The 18,218-nt window shown below is 67.0% G+C and carries 19 protein-coding genes; 14 read left to right on the top strand and 5 right to left on the bottom strand.

Going from position 1 to position 18,218, the window contains the following annotated elements; translation table 11 throughout:
• The first annotated feature begins 101 nt into the window (after positions 1 to 101).
• Complete coding sequence (locus IQ782_RS14605) at positions 102 to 1,040, top strand: pirin family protein (protein WP_194135397.1); 939 nt, start codon at positions 102 to 104, stop codon at positions 1,038 to 1,040.
• A 144-nt stretch (positions 1,041 to 1,184) separates the two neighbouring features.
• Here IQ782_RS14605 and IQ782_RS14600 read toward each other — a convergent pair whose 3' ends face one another.
• The gene (locus tag IQ782_RS14600; RefSeq protein WP_194135396.1) at positions 1,185 to 1,628 is read right to left on the bottom strand and encodes a GNAT family N-acetyltransferase; all 444 of its coding nucleotides are present in this window, start codon (positions 1,626 to 1,628) and stop codon (positions 1,185 to 1,187) included.
• Complete coding sequence (locus IQ782_RS14595; RefSeq protein WP_194135395.1) at positions 1,625 to 2,560, bottom strand: nucleoside hydrolase; 936 nt, start codon at positions 2,558 to 2,560, stop codon at positions 1,625 to 1,627. The genes IQ782_RS14600 and IQ782_RS14595 overlap by 4 nt, the downstream gene beginning before the upstream one ends.
• Before the next feature lie 250 nt (positions 2,561 to 2,810).
• Between IQ782_RS14595 and zwf the strand changes: the two genes are divergently transcribed.
• The 4 genes from zwf (at position 2,811) to IQ782_RS14575 (ending at position 7,368) form a co-directional block, all read left to right on the top strand.
• Entirely contained in the window at positions 2,811 to 4,268 is a 1,458-nt protein-coding gene (zwf, locus tag IQ782_RS14590; protein WP_194135394.1) for a glucose-6-phosphate dehydrogenase, read from the top strand.
• Positions 4,265 to 4,942 carry a 6-phosphogluconolactonase gene (gene pgl / locus IQ782_RS14585; protein WP_194135393.1) on the top strand — a complete coding sequence of 226 codons (678 nt, stop codon included), beginning with the start codon at positions 4,265 to 4,267 and terminating at the stop codon, positions 4,940 to 4,942. Before zwf ends, pgl begins: the two co-directional genes overlap by 4 nt.
• Before the next feature lie 18 nt (positions 4,943 to 4,960).
• On the top strand, positions 4,961 to 6,562 hold the full coding sequence (gene pgi / locus IQ782_RS14580) for a glucose-6-phosphate isomerase (protein ID WP_338092593.1): 1,602 nt from the start codon (positions 4,961 to 4,963) through the stop codon (positions 6,560 to 6,562).
• 110 nt (positions 6,563 to 6,672) lie between these two features.
• On the top strand, positions 6,673 to 7,368 hold the full coding sequence (locus IQ782_RS14575) for a PRC-barrel domain-containing protein (RefSeq protein ID WP_194135391.1): 696 nt from the start codon (positions 6,673 to 6,675) through the stop codon (positions 7,366 to 7,368).
• Positions 7,369 to 7,458: 90 nt separating this feature from the next.
• Here the strand turns inward: IQ782_RS14575 and IQ782_RS14570 are convergent, their stop codons facing one another.
• Complete coding sequence (locus tag IQ782_RS14570) at positions 7,459 to 7,881, bottom strand: cupin domain-containing protein (RefSeq protein WP_194135478.1); 423 nt, start codon at positions 7,879 to 7,881, stop codon at positions 7,459 to 7,461.
• Between the two features lie 102 nt (positions 7,882 to 7,983).
• On the opposite strand from IQ782_RS14570, the gene IQ782_RS14565 reads away from it, so the two are divergent.
• Both IQ782_RS14565 and IQ782_RS14560 read left to right on the top strand, forming a co-directional pair.
• A complete protein-coding gene (locus tag IQ782_RS14565) occupies positions 7,984 to 8,604 on the top strand; it encodes a holin-associated N-acetylmuramidase (RefSeq protein ID WP_194135390.1) in 621 nt (206 codons plus the stop codon).
• The gene (locus IQ782_RS14560) at positions 8,595 to 9,116 is read left to right on the top strand and encodes a holin family protein (RefSeq protein ID WP_194135389.1); all 522 of its coding nucleotides are present in this window, start codon (positions 8,595 to 8,597) and stop codon (positions 9,114 to 9,116) included. The genes IQ782_RS14565 and IQ782_RS14560 overlap by 10 nt, the downstream gene beginning before the upstream one ends.
• Before the next feature lie 112 nt (positions 9,117 to 9,228).
• On the opposite strand, the gene mepK is transcribed toward IQ782_RS14560, so the two are convergent.
• Entirely contained in the window at positions 9,229 to 9,798 is a 570-nt protein-coding gene (gene mepK / locus IQ782_RS14555) for a peptidoglycan L,D-endopeptidase MepK (protein WP_194135388.1), read from the bottom strand.
• A gap of 345 nt (positions 9,799 to 10,143) precedes the next feature.
• Between mepK and IQ782_RS14550 the strand changes: the two genes are divergently transcribed.
• The 5 genes from IQ782_RS14550 to IQ782_RS14530 all read left to right on the top strand — a co-directional run bounded on the left by IQ782_RS14550 (position 10,144) and on the right by IQ782_RS14530 (position 15,122).
• Positions 10,144 to 11,760: a L,D-transpeptidase family protein gene (locus IQ782_RS14550; RefSeq protein ID WP_194135387.1), complete on the top strand. Its 1,617-nt coding sequence runs from the start codon at positions 10,144 to 10,146 to the stop codon at positions 11,758 to 11,760.
• 30 nt (positions 11,761 to 11,790) lie between these two features.
• Positions 11,791 to 12,903, top strand: a complete 1,113-nt coding sequence (locus tag IQ782_RS14545; protein WP_194135386.1) for a UDP-3-O-(3-hydroxymyristoyl)glucosamine N-acyltransferase — start codon at positions 11,791 to 11,793, stop codon at positions 12,901 to 12,903.
• Between the two features lie 47 nt (positions 12,904 to 12,950).
• Positions 12,951 to 13,211 (top strand): acyl carrier protein, encoded by a 261-nt coding sequence (locus tag IQ782_RS14540; protein ID WP_194135385.1) that lies wholly within the window; start codon positions 12,951 to 12,953, stop codon positions 13,209 to 13,211.
• Positions 13,208 to 14,416 (top strand): beta-ketoacyl-ACP synthase II, encoded by a 1,209-nt coding sequence (locus tag IQ782_RS14535; protein WP_194135384.1) that lies wholly within the window; start codon positions 13,208 to 13,210, stop codon positions 14,414 to 14,416. Before IQ782_RS14540 ends, IQ782_RS14535 begins: the two co-directional genes overlap by 4 nt.
• A gap of 154 nt (positions 14,417 to 14,570) precedes the next feature.
• Positions 14,571 to 15,122 (top strand): NADPH-dependent FMN reductase, encoded by a 552-nt coding sequence (locus tag IQ782_RS14530; RefSeq protein ID WP_194135383.1) that lies wholly within the window; start codon positions 14,571 to 14,573, stop codon positions 15,120 to 15,122.
• Between the two features lie 81 nt (positions 15,123 to 15,203).
• Here the strand turns inward: IQ782_RS14530 and gap are convergent, their stop codons facing one another.
• On the bottom strand, positions 15,204 to 16,205 hold the full coding sequence (gene gap / locus IQ782_RS14525; RefSeq protein WP_194135382.1) for a type I glyceraldehyde-3-phosphate dehydrogenase: 1,002 nt from the start codon (positions 16,203 to 16,205) through the stop codon (positions 15,204 to 15,206).
• 244 nt (positions 16,206 to 16,449) lie between these two features.
• On the opposite strand from gap, the gene IQ782_RS14520 reads away from it, so the two are divergent.
• Positions 16,450 to 17,415, top strand: a complete 966-nt coding sequence (locus IQ782_RS14520) for a DUF808 domain-containing protein (RefSeq protein WP_194135381.1) — start codon at positions 16,450 to 16,452, stop codon at positions 17,413 to 17,415.
• A gap of 104 nt (positions 17,416 to 17,519) precedes the next feature.
• Positions 17,520 to 18,155 (top strand): hypothetical protein, encoded by a 636-nt coding sequence (locus IQ782_RS14515; RefSeq protein ID WP_194135380.1) that lies wholly within the window; start codon positions 17,520 to 17,522, stop codon positions 18,153 to 18,155.
• The last annotated feature ends 63 nt before the right edge of the window (positions 18,156 to 18,218 follow it).

The following is an 18,218-nucleotide window of genomic DNA, read 5'->3' as shown; positions in this document are numbered from 1 at the left end:
AAGGGAAGACACCTGCGCCGCTGCACATCCGCCGCGCGCGGGTGACTGTAGGGCGCAGCGCCGTTCCGAGTTACCCTTGGTCAAACCAGAGGAGACATGCCATGAGCTGGAACCCCGCCCTCGAGCCGCATTGCCCGACCGGAAACGAGGTGGATGCAATCGACACGCTGATCGTGCCACGTGCCCGCGACCTTGGCGGCTTCGAGGTACGCCGGGCGCTGCCCGCGCCGCGCCGGCAGATGGTCGGCCCGTTCATTTTCTTCGACCAGATGGGGCCGGTGGAATTCCTGCCGAGCCGCGGCATGGATGTGCGGCCGCATCCGCACATCGGGCTGGCGACGATCTCCTACCTGTTCCAGGGCCGGATGCACCACCGCGATTCGCTCGGCACCGACAGCTGGATCGAACCGGGGGCCGTGAACCTCATGGTGGCAGGCCATGGCATCACCCATTCCGAGCGCACCGACGACGCCAGCCAGCGCACGCCGATGCCGTTCCTCGGGATCCAGACCTGGCTGGCACTGCCGGAGCAGGCGGAGGACGCGGCGCCTGACTTCATGCACGCCGGTGCGGGGGAGCTGCCGCTGATGGAGGGCGAGGGCAAGAGCGTGCGGCTGGTGCTCGGCCGCGCCTGGGGCGCGGTGGCGCCGGTGAAGACCTTCTCCGAGATGTTCTACGCCGATGCGCGGCTGGAGCCGGGCGCGCGGCTGCCCATGCCCGACGATCACGAGGACCGCGGCGTCTACGTGGTCGAGGGCGCGGTGGAGCAGGCGGGGACCAGCTTCGAGGCCGGACGGATGATGGTCTTCCGCCCCGGCGACCGGGTGTCGCTGCGGGCCGGCCCGCAGGGCGCACGGCTGATGGTGCTGGGCGGCGAGACGCTGAACGGGCCGCGCTACATCTGGTGGAACTTCGTCGCCTCGTCGAAGGAGCGCATCGAGGAGGCCAAGGAAGCCTGGCGCCGCGGCGACTGGCAGAACGGGCGCTTCCACCTGCCGCCGGGGGACGACGCGGAGTTCATCCCGCTGCCGGAGCGGTGAGCGCGCGGGCGAGGGGCGCTGCCCCTCGCGCTCCCCGGAATATTTGGGCCTAGAAGACCGGCAGGCGGAATTTCTTCTGGGCCCAAATATCCCGGGGTGAATTGGCCGGAGGCCAAGAGGGGCAGCGCCCCTGCCGCCCGCGCCTCAGAGCGGGCAGCGCATGAGCGTGGCGTGGCGGTCCTGCAGGCGGGCGCGGCGGCAGAAGCGTTTCAGGTGCTCGTCGTCCTGCGCCACCTCCATCTGCAGGGCGGTGACCCCGCCCTGGCGCAGCGCCTGGGTGAGCTGGAACAGCGCCTCGCTGCCCATGCCGCGGCTGCGCACCGCGGGGCGGATGTAGATCTGGTCGATCGTGCCGGTCATCCCGCCGCTCTCCAGTGACCAGCCGAAGCTGACCACCACGTAGCCGACAGGTGCCTTGCGCGGGCCGATCAGCCAGGCGGCGCCCTGCGGCGCGCCCTCGAGCAGCGGCGTGAGCGCGGCGGTGATCAGCGCCTCGTCGGGCTGCTGCTGGCGCTCGGCCTGCAGGCTGACCACCATGGGAAGCAGCCGTTCGAGATCATCGGCGCCGGCGAGATGCAGGGATTTCATAGCGTGGCCAGCCTTTCGGTGAGCAGGGTGAAGAAGGCGTCGGCATCGAGATCACCGATGAAGGTGGCATTGGGCGCGCGGCCCGAGACCCCCCACCAGTCGGCCACGGTCATTCCGAGGGTCAGCTCGGAGGTGGTCTCGATCTCGACATTGATGTGCCGGCCAGAGAAGATCTCGGGAGCCAGCAGGTAGGCGGTGACGCAGGGGTCGTGCAGCGGCGCGCCCTCGGACCCGTATTTCTGCAGATCGAAGCGCTCGAAGAAGTCGGTCATTTCGGCCACGGCCCGACCGACCGGCGTGTCGAGGGCGCGGATCGCCTCGTTGCGCGCCGGGGTGACCAGCGCCTTGTGGGTCACGTCGAGCGGCATGACCACCAGCGGCACGCCGGCGGCGAAGACCTCGGCCGCGGCCTCGGGGTCGACGTAGATGTTGAATTCGGCTGCAGGGGTGATGTTGCCGACCTCGAAATAGGCGCCGCCCATCAGCACGATCTGCTGCACCCGCCCGGCGATGTCGGGGGCGCGGCGGAAGGCGCTGGCGATATTGGTCAGCGGCCCCAGCGGGCAGAGCGTGACCGTGCCGGCGGGCTCGGCGCGCAGCGTGTCGATGATGAAATCGACCGCGTGGCGGTCCTGCAGCGTCATGGCGGGCTCGGGCAGCACCGGGCCGTCGAGCCCGGTCCTGCCGTGCACGTGTTCGGCGGTGACCAGCTTGCGCGCCAGCGGTGCATCGCAGCCGGCAAACACCGGGATATCGCGGCGTCCGGCCAGTTCGCAAACCATGCGCGCGTTGCGCGAGGTCAGCGGCAGCGGCACGTTGCCGGCCACGGTGGTCAGCCCCAGCACTTCGAGCTCGGGCGAGGCGAGGGCGAGGAGAATGGCAACCGCGTCGTCCTGTCCGGGGTCTGTGTCTATGATGATCCGTCGTGCCATGGCCCGCCCCGTCTGTTCCGCGCGCAAGCCGCGGCCTTGTTGCTGTCGTCTTGTCCTGCCCTTGGGTCGCACGGGCGCACGGGCGGTTCAAGCGGACTGTCGCGCTTCGGCAAATGGTTACCGGCGGGGATTATCCTACGGACGCCATTGCCGCGGTGCCGCAGGATGTTAGACTCGCGGGCAGCAATGGGGTAGGCAAGGCGCGGTTAGCGCTAACCGCCACGACATAAGAATCGGAGACAGGCCCGAAATGGTTTCCCGCGTCATTCCCGTCGATCCTTTCGACCTCGTCATTTTTGGGGGCACCGGCGATCTTGCCCGCCGCAAGATCCTGCCCGGTCTCTTCCGCCGCTACTGCTCGGGCCAGATGCCCGCCGGCTCGCGCGTCATCGGGGCCGCGCGCTCCGAGATCTCGGTTGACGAATACCGCGACATGGTGCGCGAGGCGATCCGCGAGTTCGGCAAGGCGAAATGCGACGACAGCGTGCTGGAGGAGTTTCTCGGCCTGCTCGGCTATGTCGCGGTGGACGCGCGCGGCGAGAGCGGCTGGGGCGAGCTGAAAGCGGCGCTGCGCGACGACGAGAGCATCGTGCGCGCCTTCTATTTCTCGGTGGGGCCGAGCCTCTTTGGCGACCTCGCGGAGCAGCTGCGCAGCCATGGGCTGACCAATCCCGAGGTGCGGATCGTCGTCGAGAAGCCGTTCGGTCACAACCTCGAGTCGGCGCGCGCGCTCAACGAGGAGCTGGCGCGGCATTTCACCGAAGCGCAGATCTACCGGATCGACCACTATCTCGGCAAGGAGACGGTGCAGAACCTCATGGCGGTGCGCTTCGGCAACATGCTGTTCGAGCCGCTGTGGAACGCGCAATACGTCGATCACATCCAGATCACCGTGGCGGAGACGGTGGGCGTGGCCGGGCGCGGCAGCTACTACGACAAGTCCGGCGCGATGCGCGACATGGTGCAGAACCACCTGATGCAGCTGCTGTGCCTCATCGCGATGGAGCCGCCGGCGCGCTTCGAGCCCGACTCGGTGCGCGACGAGAAGCTCAAGGTGATCCGCGCGCTCGATCCGGTGGACCCCGACAGCATCGTGCGCGGCCAGTATACCTCGGACGGCGAGGTGAATTCCTACCGCGAGGACGTCGAGAACGCGGCGTCGAAGACCGAGAGCTTCGTGGCGATGAAGTGCTACATCTCGAACTGGCGGTGGGCGAATACCCCGTTTTATCTGAGAACGGGTAAAAGGCTCTCGGCGCAGGCCTCCGAGATCGCCGTGGTGTTCAAGGACGCGCCGCACTCGATCTTCGGCATGGACGCCGGGCGGCACCGCAACATGCTGTCGATCCGCCTGCAGCCGAACGAGGGCATGACGCTGGGGGTCACCATCAAGGAGCCGGGGCCGGGGGGCATGCGGCTCGTCGACGTGCCGCTCGACATGTCCTTCGCCGACGCGCTGGGGCCGGACGCCGAGGATGCGCCCGATGCCTACGAGCGGCTGATCATGGACGTGATCCGCGGCAACCAGACGCTGTTCATGCGCGGCGACGAGGTCGAGGCGGCCTGGGCCTGGACCGATCCTCTGATCGAGGGCTGGGAGCGCCGCGGCGATCACCCCAAGCCCTATGACGCGGGCAGCACCGGACCGGATGACGCCGCCTTCCTGATCAACAAGGACGGCCGCCGCTGGCGGGGGATCAAGACATGAGCTACGAATTCCGCGACTATCCCGACCGCGAGATGCTGGCGATCGACCTTGCCAACATGATCGCCGGGGAACTGCGCACGCAGTTGCAGCAGGGCAAGCGCGTGTCGCTGGCGGTGCCCGGCGGCACCTCTCCGGGGCCGATCTTCGACGCATTGAGCGCCACCTCGCTCGACTGGGACCGGGTGGATGTGCTGCTCGGTGACGAGCGCTGGGTGCCCGAGACCTCGGAGCGGTCCAACACCCGGCTGCTGCGCGAGCGCCTGCTGACCGGCAAGGCCGCCGCCGCGCGTCTGCTGCCGCTCTATTCCGATGCCGGCACGCCCGAGGAGAAGCTCGAGGAACTGGCCGAGGCGATCCGCCCCTCGCTGCCGCTCGGGGTCGTGCTGCTGGGCATGGGCACCGATCTGCACACGGCCTCTATCTTTCCCGGCGCCGACCGGCTGGCCGAGGCGCTGGACGCCGATGCGCCGATCCTGCTGCCGATGCGCGCGCCCGGTGCGCCCGAGCCGCGCATCACGCTGACCGCGCCGGTGCTCGACGGGGCACTCAGCAAGCACGTGCTGATCTACGGTGCAGAGAAGCGCGCGGCGCTCGAGAACGCCAAGGGATTGCCGCCCGAGGAGGCCCCGATCAACGCGGTGCTTGATCAGGCGGTGGTGCACTGGGCTGAGTGATTCTATCTGACGGAACGGATCAACAGGGGAAGAACCTCAATGTGGGATGACCTGAAACGCCTCGCGGCCGCACGTGAAGGCCGCAGGATCGATGCGCTCTTTGCCGAGGACGCCGCGCGGGCACAGACCTTCTCGGTCGAGGCCGAGGGGATGCTCTTCGATTACTCCAAGACGCAGATCGATGCCGAGGTACTGGAGGCGCTGCTCGCCGTGGCGCGCGGTGCCGAGGTCGAGGCGCGGCGCGAGGCCATGTTCGGTGGCGCCAAGATCAACGAAACCGAGGGCAGGGCGGTGCTGCACACCGCGCTGCGCAATATCGCGGGCGTGCCGGTCGAGGTGGATGGCAAGGACGTGATGCCCGAGGTGTTGGACACGCTCTCGCGCATGGAGGCGCTGGCGCGCGACGTGCGCGCATCCGGGGTCACCGACGTGGTGAACATCGGGATCGGCGGCTCGGACCTTGGCCCCAAGATGGGCACCATCGCGCTCGCGCCCTATCACGACGGGCCGCGCTGCCATTTCGTGTCGAACGTTGACGGTGCCGACATTGCCGACGCGCTGAAACAGTGTCCGCCCGAGACGACGCTTTTCATCATCGCCTCGAAGACCTTCACCACCATCGAGACGATGACCAACGCGCGCACCGCCTGGGACTGGCTGGAAGAGAAGGGCGTCAGCACCGAGGGCAAGTTCATCGCACTGTCCTCCAATGCCGAGAAGGCGGGCGAATGGGGCATTCCGGCGTCGCGCGTCTTCGGTTTCGAGGATTGGGTCGGCGGGCGCTACTCCATGTGGGGGCCGATCGGCCTGTCCATGATGATCGCCGTGGGGCCGGAGAACTTCCGCGCCTTCCTCGCGGGCGGTCAGGCGATGGACACCCATTTCCGCAGCGCCCCGCTCGAGGCCAACATGCCGGTGCTGCTGGCGCTGGTGGGCATGTGGCACAACCAGGTGCTGGGCCACGCCACCCGCGCCGTGCTGCCCTACGAGAACCGCCTCGCGCGGCTGCCCGCCTATCTTCAGCAGCTGGAGATGGAGAGCAATGGCAAGTCGGTGGCGATGGATGGCGAGACGCTGACGTTCGACAGTGGCCCGGTGGTCTGGGGCGAGCCCGGCACCAACGGCCAGCACGCCTTCTACCAGCTGATCCACCAGGGTACGCGGGTGATCCCTTGCGAATTCATGGTCGGCGCGCGCAGCCACGAACCGAAGCTGCGCCATCACCACGAGCTTCTGCTGGCCAATTGCTTCGCGCAGTCCGAGGCGCTGATGCGTGGTCGCGATCTTGACGAGGCGCGCGGCAAGGTGGCCGGCAAGTTCGAGGGTGCCGAGTTGGTCCGGCAGGCCAAGCACCGGGTCTTCCCCGGCAACCGCCCCTCGACCACGCTGGTCTACCCGCTGCTCGATCCGCGCACGCTGGGGATGATCGTCGCGCTCTACGAGCACCGGGTGTTCGTCGAGGGGGTGATCCTCGACATCAACTCCTACGACCAGTGGGGCGTGGAGCTCGGCAAGGAGTTGGCGACGGCCCTTGGCCCCATCGTGTCGGGGGCGGAAAGCGCCGAGGGTAAGGACGGCTCGACCCGTCAGCTCGTCGCATTCGTGCAGCGGAATACTTGAAAAAGTTCCAAGTTTTCAAAGTGATTAATTTCGGGGCGCGGTCGGAACACGACTGCGCCCCGCGTGTTGTGAGGGCAGACAAGACGACGACTTCCCAAGGAGGAGACATCATGAAACGTCTGACCACCACCGCCGCCATCATCGCCCTGACCGCCGGTACCGCCGTCTACGCTCAAGAGAGCAACATGGACGCCGCGAAGGACAACGCCGACGCCGCCGTGCAGAACGCCGAGCAGGCCATGGAAAACACCGGCGACGCGATTGCACAGGAAACCGACGAGGCCGTTGCCGAAGGCGAGCAGGCCATGAAGGAAGCCGGTGATTCGATGGCAGAAGCCGGCGACGAAATGAAGCAGGAAGCCGAAGAAGCCGGCGACGCCATGGCCGAAGCCGGCACCGAGATGAAACAGGAAGCCGGCGAGATGGCTGCCTCGGTCGACGGCATGTTCAACGGCTCGCCCGATGGTCTGATCCGCACCCGTGACATCACCGGTGGCGCCGTCTACGCGGTCGACGCCGACGGCGAAGCGATGGAGTGGGACGATGGCATGGCCTATGACACCGTCTCGGACGACTGGGACAACGTCGGTGAGATCGAAGACATCGTCCTGAACGCCGACGGCTCGTTCCGCGGCATCGTGGCCGAGGTTGGCGGCTTCCTCGACATCGGCGACAAGCACGTGCTGCTCGAGATCGACAATGCCAAGTTCGTGCCGATCGACGACGGCAACTACTCCGTGGTCACCAACATGACCAAGGATCAGCTCATGGAGCTGCAAGACATCGACGAAGGCCCGATGAACTAAGGGTTTTCAGTCGACAGTTGAAGGCCGGGGCAGCTTGCCCCGGCCTTTTGCGTTGCCGGGTATTCGCCTTGGGGTCGCCGCGGACCGATGTCAGCCGATGTCGAAATCCGGTGCGGCAAGTTCGAAGCCCTCGAATCGGAAACCGGGCGAGACGGTGCAGCCCACCAGGGTCCAATCGCCGAGGCTGCGGGCGGCCTGCCAATGCCCCTCGTGAACGATGTGCTGCGGGCGCGCGCCCGAGGCGAGGTCCGGCCCCAGCAGCAGATCGCGGCGCGGCCCGGCCCCGGTTGCCGCCACCGAGAGGACCAGCGGCGCCCCGGCGTAGAAATGCCAGATCTCCGCCGCGTCCACCCGGTGCCAGTGACTGCGCTCGCCGCGCCGGAGCAGGAAGTAGATGCAGGTCCCGGCGGCACGCCCGCCGTCACCGCTGTCCGCGATCCAGGTCTGGCGATAGTGCCCGCCCTCGGGATGGGGCGCGAGGTCCAGCAGCCCGATGATGTCTTCCGCCGTCATGCCGACCTGCATCGTCCCCTCCGAACGCCGCGCTGAAACTCTCTTTACCCCTTGTGGCAGAGCATTGGGTCTTGGGAAACCCATTCAGCGGAGGCAGCTGGCATGACCGAAGAGGCCGAGGTCCGGCGCATGGCGCAGGATATCGTCGCCCGAGAGGGCGGCTACGTCGATGACCCGGACGATCCCGGCGGGGCGACGAACCACGGGGTGACGCTTGCCACGCTGCGCCGGCTCGAAGGCGATCTCGACGGTGACGGGGATGTCGACCGGGCGGATCTGCGGCGGCTCACCGGGACCGAGGCGGCCGAGATCTTCCTGCGCGACTATTTCCGCGCGCCGCGGCTCGACGCGCTGCCGAGACTGCTGCAACCGACGGTTTTCGACATGTATGTCAACGCCGGCGGCATGGCGGTGAAGCTGCTCCAAAATCTGCTGCGCGACATGGGCGAGCCGGTGGCGGTGGATGGCGTGGTCGGGCCGCGGACAATTGCCGCCGCGGCACGCGCGGCCTCGGCGGCCCCGGACCATATCGCCGACGCCTACGGTATCGCGCGCCGCAACTACTACTTCGCCCTGGCCGACCGCCGTCCGGTCAGCCGCAAGTTCGCCCGCAGCCGCGCCGGCGGCAAGGGCGGCTGGATCCTGCGCGCCGAGAGCTTCATCTCGCCGCGCTTCCGCCTCACCGAGGCGCAGTTCCGCGAAAGGGTCGCAGCATGGGCATGATGGACGGTCTTCTCGGCATGGTCTTCGGCTCTGGCGGCACCGCGCTGCGCGAGACCGCCGAGGTCTTCCGCGAGAACGCCGAGGCCGGGGCGGCGCGCGAGGCCAGCCAGCGCGCCGCGGCGCTGGCGCAGTTCGCGCAGGAGTTCGCGCGCGCGCCGGTGTCGCGCTTCGACAGGCTGGTGGATTCGCTCAACCGCCTGCCGCGCCCGGCGCTGGCCTTCGGAACGCTCGCCCTGCTGGTCAGCGCGATGACCAGCCCGGAGTGGTTCGCCGCGCGCATGACGGGGTTGGCACTGGTGCCGGAACCGCTGTGGTGGCTGTTGGGAGCGGTGGTCAGCTTCTATTTCGGCGCGCGCCACCAGACCAAGGGGCAGGACTTCCAGCGACAGCTGGCAGCGGCTTTCGCGCAAGGCTCCCGCCTGGCCGTCGAGACAGCCGAGACTGCCCAGACCAGCCCGGCCACGCGCGACGGCAATGCCGCCCTCGATGAATGGCGATCGCGCCTCGGCTGAGCGCGTCTTTCAGCGAAACCTACCCCGCGGGAGGTGCCGCAGGCTCGGCCTGCCCGGAAAGACAAAGGGCGCCCCTTGGGCGCCCCTGTCACACAAAAACCGAAGTGGCAGATCAGCTGCCCCAGCTGCGCACCGGGCCGCAGTCCATGTGCACGAAGTTCGAGCTGGAGTAACGTCCGACGCCGCCCGCGTTGCAGGAGGCCGCGGCGCGGGCCATCTGGTTGACCGAGCGCGAGTTCAGCCGCAGGTCGGCCGCTTCGCCCTTGAGGTGACGAGAGTTCTTTGCAACGCCCGAGGACCGAGACCGGAGCATCGCGTTGGTTTTCGGGCAGCGGTAGCCCGAGATCAGCATGTAGGGTTCGCTCACGTCCATCAGGTTGTGGGCGGCCGTCATGATGTCGATGGTGCGCGCGTCGATGTTCTTGACGTCGTTCGTGCGCCAGTCGCGCATGAAGTAGGAAATCTCCTTCAGCGCATCGGGGATGTATTCCCCTTCGATCCAGTAGATCATGTTGAGCGTCTCGCCGGTGCGTGCGGAATACATCCGCAGGCGGCGCACATCGCCCGCGCCGCGCAGGAAGCCTGCCGCGCTTGCGTAAGTGGGTGCTGCCGTGACGAGGGTTGCCGCGAACGCGCCAAGAAGGCCACGCCGCGAGATGCCGCTTGCTGTCGTGTTTGTCATGTGAAGCGCCTGTCCCGTTTAGTCGCTGTGCCTGTTTGTTCCGCCTCGTTGGGCGGACCTACCATCTTTCCCCCAGATGTGCGGCTTTTATGGCACAGGAAAATTTATCGATGAAGGATATTCTCCAACCCCTAGTGGGTTCCGCCGGGAAATCGGCGAAATTTTGCGCACACACCGAGAAGCAGTGTTGCGCCAGGTGGGAACCTACGTGGCGTCAGTGCATTGGCGTCTCAGGTGCGGAAAACTCGAAGATCACGCGCGATTGTGTGTGGACAAGCCCCCATGCTGCACCGGAAAATCGCGTCAGGGGCACGAAAACAAAAGATACGGGTCGAGATGGGTAAAATGCGGAATTTCCGTCGTGGAAGCAGTCTGGCGGCACTTGTTCTGGCAAGCGCGCTGGTTGCGCTGCCGGCAGGCATGGCAGGGGCTCAGGCGCTGTCGATGACCGCCTACAAGCAGGCCGTCGCCGAGAATCTCTCTGACAACGAGGGGCTCGCGGCCTTCTACCGTACCCGCGGTTTCGCGCCGATCTGGACCGGCCCCGAGGAGAGTTCGGCGCTGCGCCGCGCGGCGTTGATCGAGGCGCTTGGCACCGCCGCGGTGCACGGGTTGCCGACGCAGCGCTACGATCTCGACGGGCTGATCCGCGAGATGCGCCACGTCGAAGGCGAGCACGCGCGCGGGGAACTCGAGGTGAAACTAAGCCGCGCCTTCCTGCAGTACGCCCGTGACCTTCAGAGCGGAATCCTGGTGCCCGCGCAGACCGACGCGGGCATCAAGCGCGAGGCCCCCCGTCGTGATCCGAAGATCCTGCTCGAAGTTCTCGCCGCCAGCGATCCCTACCAGGTGCTCCAGCACCTCGCGCCTTCCTCGGACGAATACGCCCGCCTCCTGCGCGCCAAGCTCAAGCTCGAACAGACCGTGGCGCGCGGCGGCTGGGGGCCGACCGTGCGCACGGCCAAGCTCGAGATGGGCATGCGCGGCGGGGATGTCGTGACGCTGCGCGACCGGCTCATTGCAATGGGCTATCTCAAGCCCACGCTCTCGGCCGAGTATGACGACACGCTGCGCAGTGCGGTCATGCGGTTCCAGGAAAGCCACGGGCTGGCTGTCGATGGCGTCGCGGGGTCGGGCACGCTCAGCCAGCTGAACATCCCGGCCGAGGACCGGCTCAAGGCGGTGCTGGTGGCGATGGAACGCGAGCGCTGGCTGAACCTGCCCGGCGGGCTCGGCAAGCGTCACATCATGGTGAACCTCACGGATTTCCACGCCGAGATCGTCGATGACGGCAAGGTGACCTTCGAGACTCGCTCGGTGGTCGGCTCGCAGGAGAGCGACCGCCGCACGCCGGAATTCTCGGACCAGATGGAATTCATGGTGATCAACCCGTCTTGGTACGTGCCGCGCTCGATCGTGGTGAACGAATATCTGCCGCTGCTGCGCCAGAACCCCGGCGCTGCCGGGCACCTCGAGATCACCGACCAGCAGGGTCGCCAGGTCAACCGCGCCAATGGCTTTGCCCAATACAGCGCATCGAGCTTCCCCTTTGCCATGCGCCAGCCGCCGGGGCCGCGCAACGCGCTCGGGACAGTGAAGTTCATGTTCCCGAACAAGTACAACATCTACCTGCACGACACGCCGTCGAAATCGCTGTTCGACCGGACGCAACGCACCTTCTCGCACGGCTGCGTGCGTCTCAGCGATCCGCATGATTTCGCCTACACGCTGCTGTCGCGGCAGACTTCGGACCCGGTCGGGCTGTTCCAGTCCAAGCTCAACACCGGGCGCGAGACGCGGGTGAACCTCGACCAGCCGGTGCCGGTGCACCTGATCTACCGGACCGCCTTCACCACCGTGAAGGGCGAGATGGAGTATCGCGCCGATGTTTATGGCCGGGATGCACGCATCTGGGATGCGCTGAGCGCCGCGGGGGTGGTACTGGCAGGCGGGCCGAGTTAAATCCTCGGGGAGAGCATCCCGGAGGACCCCATGTCCCTAGACAGCACCGTACACAGCCACTCCATCGCAGAGATCGCTTCCGCGCTCGGCCTGACGGCCGAGGGCGACACCTCGATCCGCATCACCTCGGTCGCCGAGCCGGCGCAGGCCGAAGAGGGCCAGCTGGCGCTGGCCATGAAACCCGAGTTCGCCGCACAGATCGGCGAGGGCAAGGCGCATGCCGCCATGCTTTGGGAAGGGGCCGACTGGCAGGGCATGGGGCTGCAGGCCGCCATCCTCGCGCCGCGCCCGCGCCATGCGCTTTCCGGCCTGTCCGCAATGCTCGACCGTGGCAACGGCTACGGCGAAGGCATCCATCCGACCGCCAGCATCGATCCCTCGGCCGAATTGGGCGAAGGCGTTTCGGTCGCGGCGTTCACGGTGATCGGCGCGCGGGCGAAGATCGGCGCGCGCTCGGTCATCGGCCCGCAGGTCTTCATCGGCGAGGATGCGACCATCGGCGAGGACGCGATGATCCACTCCGGCGTGCGCATCGGCGCGCGCTGCACCATCGGGGCGCGGTTCTTCGGCCAGTTCAACGCCAGCATCGGCGGCGACGGCTTCAGCTTCGTCACCCCCGAGGTCTCGGGCGTCGAGAAGGCCCGTGCCAGCCTCGGCGAGGAAGGCACGCAAGTAGCCCAGCAATGGGCCCGCATCCACTCGCTCGGCGCGGTCACCATCGGTGACGACTGCGAGGTCGGCGCCAATGCCACCATCGACCGCGGCTCGGTGCGTGACACGAAGATCGGCAACGGCACCAAGATCGACAACCTGGTGATGATCGGCCACAACGTCGTGGTCGGCGACAACACGCTTATCTGCGGCTGCTGCGGCATCGCCGGCTCGACGAAGATCGGCAACAACGTCGTGCTCGCCGGGCAGACTGGCGTCTCGGACAACATTTTCATCGGCGACAACGTGATCACCGGCGGCGGCACCACTGTGCTGTCGAACATCCCGGCAGGGCGTGTCATGCTGGGCTACCCGGCGATGAAAATGGAAAGCCACGTCGAGACTTACAAGGGTTTGCGCAGATTGCCACGGCTCTTCAAAGAAGTCGCGGAACTCAAGAAATCTGTTTCCAAGCTCATGGGGAATGAGTAAGCCGACCCTGACACGGACCCTGCGACGATAATGGGGAGCGCAGCACCATGAGTGTGAAAGACAAGGTCATCGAGATCATCGCCGAACAGGCCGTTCTCGAACCCTCGGACGTGGCGATGGAGAGCACGCTCGAGGACCTGGGGATCGACAGTCTTGGCCTTGTCGAGAGCATCTTCGCCATCGAGGAAGCCTTCGACATCTCGGTTCCGTTCAACGCCAACGAGCCCGAGCAAAGCGATTTTGACATCTCCTCGGTGTCGACCATCGTCGCCGGGATCGAGAAGCTGGTGGCCGAGCAGACCGCGTGAAACGGGTCGTCATTACGGGTGCAGGCACGATCAACGCGCTGGGGCGCGGCGTGCCTGCAACATTCGAGGCCATGCGCGAAGGGCGCTGTGGCATCGGGGAACTGGAGTTCCGGGACGTCGAGCGTCTGGCCATCCGCATCGGCGGGCAGGTCAAGGGCTACGAGCCGGAAGAGACTTTCAACCGCCAGCAGCTTGCGCTCTACGATCGCTTCACGCAATTTGCGCTGATCGCGGCGCGCGAGGCGATCGCACAATCGGGGCTGGAGTTCCATGGCGATATGGCGGACCGCTCGGGCGTGGTGCTGGGAACCTCGGGCGGCGGTCTGACCACGCAGGACGAGAATTACCGCTCGGTCTACGAGGAGGGCAAGAACCGCGTTCACCCCTTCGTCGTGCCCAAGCTGATGAACAACGCCGCTGCCAGCCATGTCAGCATGGAGTTCAACTTGCGCGGACCGACCTTCACCGTCGCCACCGCCTGCGCCAGTTCCAACCATGCCATGGGGCTCGCCTTCCAGATGGTCCGCTCGGGCGCATGCCCGGCGATGATCACCGGCGGGGCGGAGTCGATGCTCTGCTTTGGCGGGGTGAAGGCCTGGGAAGGGCTGCGGGTCATGTCCAAGGACGCCTGCCGCCCGTTCTCTGCCAACCGCAACGGCATGGTGCAGGGCGAGGGCGCGGGGGTCTACGTCTTCGAGGACTACGATCACGCGAGGGCGCGCGGTGCCGACATCCTTGCCGAGGTGGTCGGTTTTGCGATGACCTCGGACGCCGCCGACATCGTCATGCCGTCCAAGCAGGGCGCGGCGCGGGCGATCTCGGGTGCGCTGCGCGACGGGCGTATCGACCGCGACGAGGTGGGCTACATCAATGCCCATGGCACGGGCACCGCCGCCAACGACAAGACCGAATGCGCCGCCGTGGCCGATGCCATGGGACCGCAGGCGGACCGGCTGATGATCTCCTCGACCAAGTCGATGCACGGCCATTGCATCGGCGGTACCGGCGCGGTCGAACTGCTGGCCTGCATCATGGCGCTGCGCGACGGGGTGATCGCCCCGACGATAGGCCACGAGGAATTCGACGCGGAATGCGCGCTCGACGTGGTGCCCAACGAGGCGCGAGAGGCGGATGTCTCGGTGGTCCTGTCGAACGCCTTCGCCTTCGGCGGGCTCAACGCGGTGCTCGCGCTGCGCAAGGTCTGACCCTCCGCAAAAGGCGGGCAGGGTGCCGACGTACCCTGCCGCTCTCCGGGTCAGGTGTTCCGCGCTCTCCTGCGCAGGCAGCGTGCGCAAATCGGCCTGCTCTCCTTCCGGCACAGTCCCATATCTGGGGCAAAGGCAAGGAAAGGAGACTGTCATGTCCAGGAAAGTTGCCGTCATCGTTGGCTCTCTGCGCGAGGGCTCTTACAACCGGATGCTCGCCACGGCGCTGACCGAAGTTGCGCCCGAGGCGCTGGATTTCGACTTTGTCGCGATCGGCGACCTGCCGCTCTACAACCCCGACCTCGACGAGGGGACGTCGCCCGAGGCCTGGACCCGTTTCCGCGCCCAGGTGAAGGCCAGCGACGCGGTCCTCTTCGTCACCCCGGAATACAACCGCGGCCTGCCCGCCGCCGTGAAGAACGCGCTCGACGTCGGCTCGCGCCCCTATGGCGACAGCGTCTGGGACGGCAAGCCCGCGGCTGTGGTGACCGGCTCGCCGGGTGGACCGGGGGGCTTCGGCGCCAACCACCAGCTGCGGCAGTCCCTGGTTTTCCTGAACATGCAGCCGCTGCAGCAGCCCGAAGCTTATATCGGCAACCTGATGAAGCTGATCTCGGAGACGGGCGAGGTGACCAACGAGGACACCAGGAAGTTCCTCGGTACCATCATGAGCGCCTTTGCCAGCCTCATCGAGAAACACGCCTGAGCGCTGTGTCCGCACGGCAGACCAAAACGCCAAAGGGCGGCCCAGGTGGCCGCCCTTTGTCCATTCGATGATCGGCTGCGATCAGTGCAACGTGCGACCCAGCTCGGCGGCCACGTCCGCCATGCGCGCCGAGAAACCCCATTCGTTGTCGTACCAGGCCAGCACGCGCACGGTGCGACCGATGACCTTGGTCTGGTCCGGCGCGAAGATCGAGCTGTGCGTGGTGTGGTTGAAATCGATCGAGACCTTCGGTTCGGGATCATAGGCCAGCACCGAGCCCATGCGGCCAGCGGCGGCCTCGCGGATGATCTCGTTGATGTCGGCCACGGTCACGTCCTTGCCGGCCTGGAAGGTCAGGTCCACCGCCGAGACGTTCGGCGTCGGCACGCGGATCGACGAGCCGTCGAGCTTGCCGCGCAGGTTCGGCAGCACCTCGCCGAGCGCCTTGGCCGCGCCGGTCGAGGTCGGGATCATCGCCATGGCCGCGGCGCGGGCGCGGTAGAGATCCTTGTGGCGGCGGTCCAGCGTCGGCTGGTCGCCAGTGTAGGAGTGGATCGTGGTCATGATGCCGCTCTCGATGCCCACCGCCTCGTCGAGCACCTTGGCCAGCGGCGCCAGCGCGTTGGTGGTGCACGAGCCGTTCGAGACCATTGTGTGGCCCTTTTGGAGCTCGCGGTGGTTCACGCCGTAAACGATGGTCTTCTGCACGTTCTTGGCCGGGGCCGAGATCAGCACCGAGCGCGCGCCCTGGTGGATGTGCTGCACGGCCTTCTCGCCGTCGTTGAAGTTGCCGGTGCATTCCAGCACGACGTCGCAGCCGGTCCAGTCGAGCTCGGCCATGTTGTAGGTCGACATGACCTCCATCGGGCCGCGGCCGATGTCCATGCTGGAGCCGCTGACGCGGACCTCGCCGCCGAAGCGGCCGTGCACGCTGTCATAGCGCAGCAGGTGGGCGGCGGTCTCGATCGGGCCGGTGGCGTTGATCTTCACCACCTGCACGTCGTTGCGCGCGCTCTCGGCGATATGGGCGAGGGTGCAGCGGCCAATGCGGCCGAATCCATTGATGCCGACGGTCACGGTCATGGAGCGGTCTCCTGGTCAGGATGAAGTCTATGGGGTGGAACTTGCCTTCCCGTATACAGAGGTGTGCCACGGCAGCAACGCGAAAAGTAAAGGAATTGCAATATGTTAGCGATAAACCATGCTGCGGGCGCTAACATGACTTGCTGATAGCGCATAACCTTGTGCAGTGCCGCTACGGCACGCCCGAGGCTTGCGCAACGCGGCGCGCGGATTACCTTGGGGCCAGAACCATACGGAGCAGGACATGAGCGGACTTCTCGCGCTTCTCGACGACGTGGCGGGAATCGCCAAAATTGCGGCCGCTTCGGTCGATGACATCACGGCCAGCGCCGCCAAGGCGGGCTCCAAGACCGCGGGCGTGGTCATTGACGACGCCGCGGTCACCCCGAAATACGTCGATGGTTTCGAAGCCAAACGCGAGCTGCCGATCATCTGGCGCATCGCCCGCGGCTCGGTGTTCAACAAGATCGTCATCCTGCTGCCGCTGGCGCTGCTGCTGTCGAGCTTCGCGCCCTGGATGATCCCGCCGCTGCTCATCCTCGGCGGCTCCTACCTCTGCTTCGAGGGGGCGGAAAAGGTGCTGCACGTGCTGCGGCCCGGCGCCCACGCCAGCGCCCCTAAGGCCGCGACCAAAGCCGATCCGGCGCATCTGGAAGAGCAGAAGGTGAAGGGCGCGATCAAGACCGATTTCATTCTTTCGGCCGAGATCATGACCATCGCGCTCTCGGCGATCGAGGCGCCCGAGATCTGGGTGCGCGCCGCGGCGCTCGGCATCGTCGCCCTTGCGATCACCGCCGGGATCTATGGCACCGTGGCGGTCATCGTGAAGATGGACGACATCGGGCTTTGGCTGGCAAAGGTCGGGCGCCTCGGCGTGACCCGCTCGATCGGTCGCGGCATCGTCAAGGGCATGCCCTGGGTGATGAAGATCCTCGCCACGGTCGGCACCGTCGCCATGCTCTGGGTCGGCGGCTCCATCCTCGTGCATTCCGCCGCCGAGATGGGCTGGCACCTGCCCGAGGAGACCATCCACCACTGGGCCGAGGCCGCGTCGCATGGCGTCTCGGAAGAGCTGCGCCCCGCGGCGCTCTGGACCGTCACCGCGGTGGTCGACGGCGTGCTCGGGGTGATCTGGGGGATGATCCTCGTGCCCGTCGTCACGCGGATCATCCTGCCGCTCTTCGGGCGCAAGAAAGAGGCGGCGCACTGAGCGCCGCGAGACGCCGCCGCACTCCGGGCGATGGCACCCGGCGCTCGAGGTGCTAGGCTGGCCGAGCGGGGCACGCAACCCCGCCCGTGCCGTCCGGAGTCCCCATGCGCCATCTCCTCACTGCCCTGCTGCTGAGCCTCCTGCCGGGGCCGCCCGCGGCAGCCCAAGACTCCGCAGGTGACGGCGCACCGCCGCTGATCGACGAAACCTTCCTCACCGGGCGCAGCTTCGTGTCGCTTGCGCCTCCGCCCGAGCCCGCCTCGGTCTGGGTCTGCGTCGGGGCGGACTCCGGCGGAGGCACCCGGCTGGTCCGGCCCGAAGCCGACACGCTCGCCGCCTCGCTCACGCAAACCTGGATCGCGACCGCGCGGTGCGACGCCGGGGTCAGCCAGGTGCGGATCACCGGCCCGGCGGGAGTGCGACGGCAGACCTTTCCTATCGGCCGTCGCTACGTCGATGGCACCGCCGAGATACAGGGCCATGACCCGCAGGCCGTCGTGGCGCACTGCCGGCGCTGGTACCAGTCCCTGCGCGCTGCGTGCGACGGTGATCTCGATGCGCCGGGCTGCGCCGCCGAGCAGGAGCGCAGGTTCAGTTTCGGCCCGGGCGCGCCCTTGCCGGAAAGCCCCGCGATCACCATCGCCGCCAGCTGCGTCAACGGCGAGCTTGGCCAGCGCGCGCTGGAGCCCCGGCTCGAACTGCGCTGCCTGCGCGAGGAGAGCTGTCTCTCCGCCTTCTGAGCGCAGAAAAAGGGCGCCCCGGCAGAGGCGCCCTTCGTTAGTCTTCTCTTTCCAAATACGCCG

This window comes from Salipiger mangrovisoli (genome assembly GCF_015223355.1).
Classification (GTDB): Bacteria; Pseudomonadota; Alphaproteobacteria; order Rhodobacterales; family Rhodobacteraceae; genus Salipiger; species Salipiger mangrovisoli.
The sequence above is the reverse complement of the archived record's forward strand: the minus strand, read 5'-3'. Positions and strand labels throughout refer to the sequence as shown.